The organism is Lacticaseibacillus hegangensis (assembly GCF_003946465.1).
Classification (GTDB): Bacteria; Bacillota; Bacilli; order Lactobacillales; family Lactobacillaceae; genus Lacticaseibacillus; species Lacticaseibacillus hegangensis.
On the sequence record NZ_RHOL01000056.1, the window covers coordinates 1 to 7,328 of the forward strand.

Sequence of the window (7,328 nt, forward strand, 5' to 3'; positions counted from 1 at the left end):
TACCGATGCATGGCGTAACAGCCTAGACCACTATCAAGAATTCGTTATCATCGTTGCACTTGACTTGAAAATTGAGGAAATGAATGACTTCTGCCAATATGGGTTGTCTCGACGATGACTTTCATGGTTTACGCAAGCAAAAAAGCATTTGACCGGCTGGCCAAATGCTTTTTCGATATTGCGGCGCGGAAATTGTAATCGAGAATTACAGTTTCTGGAATTGAGACGAATAGAACGGTCAGTTTATATCCATCGCTATCAAGACAATCTGACGAAATTTTTGATGGCTGGTTGATGATGAATGATTGAGGTAAGACTAATTAGGATTGTTAGTGCACAGGGGATGCACGCAGTTTGGTTGATCACAAATACATAAAATAACGCCAATATAGATTTGCGGAGCATGATCCAGCATCCCTTTATCCAAGAATACGAACGAGGTCCAGCTTTTAATGGTTTCTAACATTCTGCTTAGAAAATGGTTGCCTTTTTTTACGCGAATGGAGCAGTCTGGAATTAAGGATGAATTAACAGTTAATTAAGGCTGTAGTTAAGATTGTACTGATATGTTAAAGACGTAAGGAGATGATAAAGATGGAACAACCAGTCTTGCAACTGCAGGGTGTGAGCAAGCGTTTTGGTCGGTTTCAAGCATTAAAAGACGTTGATCTCACTGTTAACACAGGGGATATCTTTGCCCTGATTGGTGAAAACGGCGCAGGTAAGACGACAATCATGCGCCTTGTCGTTGGCTTGTCACCAATGGGCCAAGGTCAAATCACGTTGTTGGGCGAACATGCTGGTCATTATCGCCATGCGCTTAGTCGAATTGGGGCGGTGATCGAGACACCAACGGCATTCGAAAACTTAACGGTGAGTCAAAACCTGAAAGTGATTGCGATTCAACATGGTCTCAGCGATGATGAATTGATTGCAAAAACAATCAGTTTAGTTGGCTTAGAAGAAAAGGCCAAAACGAAAGCAAAGCATTTGTCGCTGGGATTACGACAACGTCTCGGTCTGGCAATCGCAGTGTTAGCTCAGCCGGATTTTGTCATTCTCGACGAACCAACGAACGGACTTGACCCAATGGGCATCGTCCAGTTTCGGTCGCTAGGGAAGCGGCTACAAAGCGAGTTCAACACAACAGTTCTAATCTCGAGTCACATCTTGACTGAGCTTTATCAGGTTGCGACAAAATTTGCCTTTCTACATCGCGGTCAAATTCTTCAAGTTCTGACCAAATCTGAATTGGACGAAAAAACGCGTGGCGGGTTAGAAATTACGGTCTCAGACGCGGCGCATGCTGCTGAAATATTGGATGAAGCCAACTTGAAGCAACTACAGGTTCGAGATGACAGTCATGTCGTTTTGCAGAATTTGACAACACCCCCGGAGAAAGTGAATGAACTCCTTGTTAAGGCGGGGGTGAGTGTGATCAGCATTACTCGCAGGGAGGCAACCCTTGAACAATATTACACGCAACTTATTCAAGAGCAGGGGGCGGCAAAATGATCAATCAAATCAGGGCGGATCTGTATCGGCAGAATCACAGTATTGGGATGGCAATCATCACGCTGCTCACGATTGTTTGGGCGATGGTCAGTACGCAACAGGAAGCGGTCGGCGGGGTGAGTGTAAACGCCCCTGAAAAGCTGCTGAACCGGCTGATTGCGAAACATTGGAGTGTCCTGGATGGAATTCATGCAGCAAATTTTGCGGGGACCTTTACGCTGTGGTTATTCATCGTGGTATTGGTTATTGTTTTCAGCCGCGAGTTCAGCCAGAAGACATATAAAAATACATTGGTGTCGGGAATTTCTCGGCTGCAATTCATTTTAGGCAAGTATCTTGTTCTGCTTGCCGATGTTGTCGTTCTGTTTGCACTGTTTTTTGGCAGTGCAACTGTGACCGGTCTGATCTTGGGTCGGCCGATGGGTGGACCGTTAGCGCATGACTTTCTTTTTTCGGTACTGCTCAATTCATTTTTCGTTAGCGTGATTTTTAGCCTCAGCATCACGGTGATGATAAGTTTTAACACTGTCGTGGCCCAAACAATATTTGTGATCACTTGGCCTTTGATTATTTCGACTGCCACCAGCATTCTACATTGGCACTGGCTGCGCTACTTTGATTTCTATAACATGACCATCAGCCTGACTACCGGAGCATTGAACGCCACTCTTCAGGCTCGCTATCTATTCGTGAGCTTAGGGCTTTTGATTGTCAGCATCGGTGCTTCTAGTTGGCTATTGCAACAAAAGGAACTTTGACTTGAAGCCGCTCTCATTTTTCGGTACAGTCGGCTTTGAAGGTGAGAATATGGCGAATCTGCTCGTTATCGAAGACAATCCAGACATTCAGGTGTTACTAAAAGATGTGTTAGCGCCTCACGAGGTGACAGAGGCTTTAGATGGCGTGGCTGGACTAAACGCAATACGCCACAATGATTTCGATCTCGTGATACTTGATTTGATGCTGCCTGGCGTGACAGGTCAAAGTGTGTTGAAAACAGTGCGCCAGCATTCCCAAGTGCCAGTCATTGTGCTCACAGCCATTCAGGATAAAGACAGTGTGGTGCAGCTGCTTTCGGCCGGTGCAAATGATTATTTGACCAAACCTTTTGATGTCGAAGAACTGAAGGCGAGAGTTGGTGTTCAGCTGCGTGATCATGAGTCAATCGGCGGGGGAGCAGAGTTGCGGCAGGGGCAACTGGTCTTAAATCAGGCCACCCATGAAGTGACGCTGGCCGGCGCGCCAATCGAGCTGCCGAAGAAAGAATTCGCGGTGCTCGCCATGCTGATGCAACACCCACAACAGGTATTTTCAAAGAAAAGCATCTACGAGCGGATTTGGCAAGAACCTTATCTTGATGCTGAGAATACGCTCAATGTTCATCTCAGCCACCTGCGGACTAAGTTGAATGCCTGCAACAATGATACAACGTACATCGTCTCAGTATGGGGAATCGGCATTCGGCTGAAGTAGGAGGGCACCATGACAATATTCTTCTTGGTCTTGTGGCTATTGTCACTGGCTGCATTCAGTCTACTGGTGAGTGAGGTTTTGCGTATCACTCGAGAGCTTGAGCAAGTCAATTCTGCGCATACGAATGCGATGGTGACTTCAGCAACAGCATGGCGACCGATTCGGCGGCTAGTTCGGGCAATCAATGGGAATCTGAAGCGCACTCGTGAGCTCCAGCGCACGCAGCAGCACCAAGATGCTGAGGTCAAACAGATGTTGACCAACTTGACTCATGACATCAAGACGCCGCTCACCGTAGCCTCGGGTTATGTCCAAGTGATGCAAGAAGCAGCCACTTCACCGGATCCTCGCCTGGTGCGCATCGGCCGTAACTTAAGTGCTGTTAACTACTATTTACGGACCTTAATGAATTACGATGAGATGATTGAAAAACATGCCGAGCTGGTTCTGACGCCGCTTGATCTCTCTCAAGTCGTGCAGGACGAGCTGTTTTCAGCGTACGATGAGTTGAACGAACGTGGTATTCGGGTCACCCCCAACATTGCACCAAATATTTCGTTAATTACTGATGAGACTGTAATTCGGCGAATCCTTCAAAACCTAATCGGTAATTGGTTGAAGTACGCCGAAGGCCAAGCGGCAATCGTATTGGAGCAGCCAGATTCCAAGCACATCACACTTAAACTATCCAATCAGACTAACGAGAAAATAGCTGATCCGTCTAAGTTAGAAAGCCGATTTTACACTGGTGATGCTTCCCGTAGTGATGGGAGTACTGGGTTGGGCCTCAATATCGTGTCGGCTCTGATGACCCAACTGGGAGGTAGAATGTTGATCAAAACTGCCTCTGAGGAGTTTGCAATAGCACTCACGTTTTTTGTGGACTCGCAGGGAACATGAAGTCCAAGGTTGGATTGGTGTATCACTGCCACAAGAGCCCAGAAAATGAGTCGATTCTACGTTCTGCAATTCTAGAGGACATTTTGAGCGTATGAAATACCGAAACGCACAAAAAAGCATTTGACCGGCTGGCCAAATGCTTTTTCGATATTGCATCGCGGAAATTGTAATCGAGAATTACAGTTTCTGGTGGTACCAAGGTGAATATTAACAATTTGAATCAATACAAATCCAGACATATTGAGGTATTCAAGAAAGATTTTTTGATGTAATGCTGCGAAAGTCGGCATAGATTGATAACTTCTGCAACAGCGTGCAACAGTTGGTCTGGCCCGTAAATACATTTTGAACGAAGACGTCGAGCGGCTTATTCGACGTTTTTTGTGTATCATTATCCAAATGATGGGTTCCAACCATACTCAATATCTGTTTCTGTTCGTATTTTTCGAAATGTGAGTAGTCCTAAATTATGATAAATTGGAAACTTTCGATTTACATCGAATTGTATTGTCGCAATAAAATTATCATTGTCGGGAGAAACGCCCTTTTTACCCTCCAAATCATGAAATACGCGCAAGAAAATAATATCTGCGGGCATCTGACCGTGTTTGGTTAATGTCTTCATATCGCCGCCGCTCGGCAATGATCTCATGACTGAGATAATTGAAGGTACAAGCAATTTCACATGATTTGGTCGAGTCACTCGTGCCATTTCAACATCAGCGACGAAGCGAATATCGGTTTCCGTATTTGGATTGTCAATATTTGTGATGATATAGTCATTCGTTATAATATCTTGATAGTCTATCTGTTGAATAGGCGTTGGATCCGTATTGGTTGGCCAGGTCATAATGGCATCTTTAGTGGCGTCGGTCAAAAGTTCGTCAAACGTAATGCTATTCGAGATGTACTGGGAGACTGCCGTCCCGCTCACTGCGACGAAAGTATTATTTGCTCGAGGCGATTCATAAGTAATGAATAGCCTATCCATAGGCGGGGGTGCTGGGAGAACGTTTTGGAAAGCATATATTGCAGACCAAAGGCAATAGCATAATTTAGCGTTTTCTACATTGTCAAACCCTGAAAGGTTTACGAGAAACTGTAAACGACTATCGGCCAATCTTTTTATTTCCACTAAGTTGCAAAGGACTTCTGGCGTTGAGAGTCTCAGACGGTACCAAGCAGTCAACTCTTGCTCTGAGTTACTTGAATTGATTGGTAACCATATGATGTTTAAGTCGCGCATTATATTCAGAATAACTTGAACGAATGCCGACAGACCACTCAACATGTATTTCAGTTCTGCATTAACTTCACTGAACGATTTGTAAATGGTTTTTTCCGTATGGTTTTCTGTGAAGGTCAAACTGTAATCATTCGAGCGAACAACGTGACCACCGTGGTCTACGGCATTTCGCATATCCTTTGAAACCAGATTAGCGTATGGTGTATAGTCGCGGTCTTCCTTTATGAGACGTTTGCTGGTGATACTTTCAATGGCGCCACCAAGCCTTGATTGGTCGAGTGTTTTGTCGGTTACGAGTTCCTCAATTGCGGCTAAGACGCGTAGGGAATCGACGAATGCGCCATTTGCGATGTCTGCATACAGTTTTATGACAGATTCAGCCTGTTCTGACGTATTGAGTTTTTGTCTGCTTAACTGACGATAGGCTTCGTTTTCTTTTAAAAGTTCCCAAAACAACTTTGGTAATTTTACAAACGTTTTATCAATTACGTCATGATCTGCATCCGCTGATACTGAATTAAAGACCGCAGAGATATTCTGTTGCAAGCATTCTTTAATGTTCATATCTACAGGGGCGAAATGGGAGTCAAGTTGGTGACGAATTACTTCGTGCCAGATAGGCGTAGAAATAATGTTAAAACGGCTGGCTTTGATTTGCTTTTCATAATTGGAAATCCACCATAATTGATAATCAGGTATCAACTGTTGTTGGATGGGTAATGTGTTTGATTGGGGGCTCGAATTGGTAGTTGACATCCTAGAACTCCTTGCTCTTGCCTTTAGAGTGATTTAAATAGTGAACTTATAGCTGTTGTGGGGAGTTAACAATACTGAATGATTGGAACTGTGTTCGCGATATTTATATTCGATTTTTCGAGGAGTTGGTCTACTTGGACTGCTTCTTTTAGCCTGTAAAGGTGGCACTAATTTCAGTTTCGCTGAACCTATTGTAGAAGGTAGCAAGCGCAGGTGCAATAAAGAAACTTTCGTTTCCGTTCACACCATTGGTTTAGGAGGACGGAGGTTTGCGGTAACGAGTTAATGATCTGTGTAAGAATAAAAAGTAGTCGGCAATTTTGTCGCGCGTTGTCTGGCAGCTCGAAGCGGACAAGCCATTGCCTATGCCACTGAGCCGGCAAATCACGGGTTACGTCACGTTGCTGGAATCATGCACAAGCCAAGCAGCCTTCGCGTTGAGCCAAACGATTGCTTCGCGCTAATGCACAAAAAAAGCTTTGGCAATTATTGCCAAAGCTTTTTCAATGTGAAGATTACAGTTTCTGGTGGTAACAAGATGAATATTAACAATTTGGTTCAACTAGAAACCAGGCATATCAAGGTATTAAACGCAGAGTTCTTGATGTCATACTGCGAAAAGCGGCATGCATTGATAACTTCTGCAACACCGTGCAACATTTGAGCTGACCCGTAAATACTGTTGATTAAAACGCACATTTAACTGATGTGTGTTTTTACATGATTATAAACTGGTTGAACGGCGGCTGATTGGCAATGCGACTCGTGTTTGGTATGGAAAACTGGACAAATCTGAATATGAATTAGCAGAATAGCCCGTTAAATTCGGGCTTTTTGAATGTTCTCAATTATCGGAGACCTGTTTAAACATTAGCAACAGTATGGCTAATTGCAACTGGTGATAAGCAATGACAGGCAAATGGATTCAAATATGTCCATATATTGCCCACTTTTTTTACAATACGTTGATGAGCATAGTGAAATATTTGAGGTTGCGATCCCAAGCGCCGCCGAACATATACTTGCGCCGCGTTTTCGTATCTGTGAGCCAGTTTTATTTGGCCAACGTGAAGTCGATCCCGTTTACCGGTGATTATGGCAAGTATTGGAACAGTTTCATTTGCGCCGGCCTATACAATATGACAATCGATTGGATCAAAGATGGGAAGACAGCTTCAAAAGCGTTGTTGGCCGAGATTATTCGCAAAATTGGTGGATAAGCGGGTAGTATCAAAAAAGGCCGCTTGTGAGCAACAAGCGGCCTTAACGGCTTTTAGAAATCAGTTTTTGTGAGTTTATACCCGAGTTCCTCGGCAACCCGCAATTCATCAATCATGTACCACATGTCGATGAGTTTGTCGCCTGGATTATTCATAGAATTTCAAAAAAGCAGCGCAATCCCACGATTCACACGGGACTGCGCTGCTTTGGTGTTTCA

General features: G+C 44.3%; 6 protein-coding genes. 5 read left to right on the top strand and 1 reads right to left on the bottom strand.

The genetic code is table 11. The annotated features are described in order from the left end of the window. The first annotated feature begins 594 nt into the window (after positions 1-594). The 4 genes from EKM86_RS12055 to EKM86_RS12070 are packed head-to-tail and all read left to right on the top strand — an operon-like array spanning position 595 to position 3,888. Complete coding sequence (locus tag EKM86_RS12055; RefSeq protein WP_125758302.1) at positions 595-1,515, top strand: ABC transporter ATP-binding protein; 921 nt, start codon at positions 595-597, stop codon at positions 1,513-1,515. Further along, positions 1,512-2,273 carry an ABC-2 family transporter permease gene (locus EKM86_RS12060; RefSeq protein ID WP_125758304.1) on the top strand — a complete coding sequence of 254 codons (762 nt, stop codon included), beginning with the start codon at positions 1,512-1,514 and terminating at the stop codon, positions 2,271-2,273. Before EKM86_RS12055 ends, EKM86_RS12060 begins: the two co-directional genes overlap by 4 nt. A gap of 49 nt (positions 2,274-2,322) precedes the next feature. Next, positions 2,323-2,988: a response regulator transcription factor gene (locus EKM86_RS12065; RefSeq protein ID WP_125758306.1), complete on the top strand. Its 666-nt coding sequence runs from the start codon at positions 2,323-2,325 to the stop codon at positions 2,986-2,988. 9 nt (positions 2,989-2,997) lie between these two features. Then, a complete protein-coding gene (locus tag EKM86_RS12070; RefSeq protein ID WP_125758308.1) occupies positions 2,998-3,888 on the top strand; it encodes a sensor histidine kinase in 891 nt (296 codons plus the stop codon). 391 nt (positions 3,889-4,279) lie between these two features. Here the strand turns inward: EKM86_RS12070 and EKM86_RS12075 are convergent, their stop codons facing one another. Further along, positions 4,280-5,890 (bottom strand): hypothetical protein, encoded by a 1,611-nt coding sequence (locus EKM86_RS12075; RefSeq protein ID WP_125758310.1) that lies wholly within the window; start codon positions 5,888-5,890, stop codon positions 4,280-4,282. 908 nt (positions 5,891-6,798) lie between these two features. On the opposite strand from EKM86_RS12075, the gene EKM86_RS12440 reads away from it, so the two are divergent. Then, positions 6,799-7,110, top strand: coding sequence for a hypothetical protein (locus EKM86_RS12440; protein ID WP_164506278.1), 312 nt, complete (start codon positions 6,799-6,801; stop codon positions 7,108-7,110). Positions 7,111-7,328 lie beyond the last annotated feature (218 nt).